Origin of the sequence: Variovorax sp. WDL1 (assembly GCF_001541225.1) — a bacterium.
In the GTDB taxonomy this organism is placed as follows: Bacteria; Pseudomonadota; Gammaproteobacteria; order Burkholderiales; family Burkholderiaceae_C; genus Variovorax.
Map to the genome: position 1 here is coordinate 1 of NZ_LMTS01000032.1, position 269 is coordinate 269.

A 269-nucleotide genomic window follows, 5' to 3' on the forward strand; every position below is an offset into this window, starting at 1 on the left:
AAGGCGCTGCCGACTACCTGAATGTCCTGGCCGCGCAGCGCGGCGTCCTAGCCAGCCAGACCAGCCTCAATGCCAGCGCCACCAACGCTGCGCTCACCCTGGTCAATCTCTACAAGTCGCTGGGCGGCGGCTGGGACCCCGACGCACTCACATCCGGGCGGCAGGCCGGCGGCGATGCGCCCCTGACGACCACCGCGTCATCGGCCACCTCGCCATCAAAGGTTGACCCATGAGTGCCGCAGCGTTGCAGCCGACAGCGGCGCCACCCG

Annotated in this window: 1 pseudogene; it reads left to right on the plus strand. The window is 69.5% G+C overall.

From position 1 onward, the window contains the following. Positions 1-233: pseudogene (locus APY03_RS06855) on the plus strand (efflux transporter outer membrane subunit); the annotation flags it as partial. Positions 234-269 lie beyond the last annotated feature (36 nt).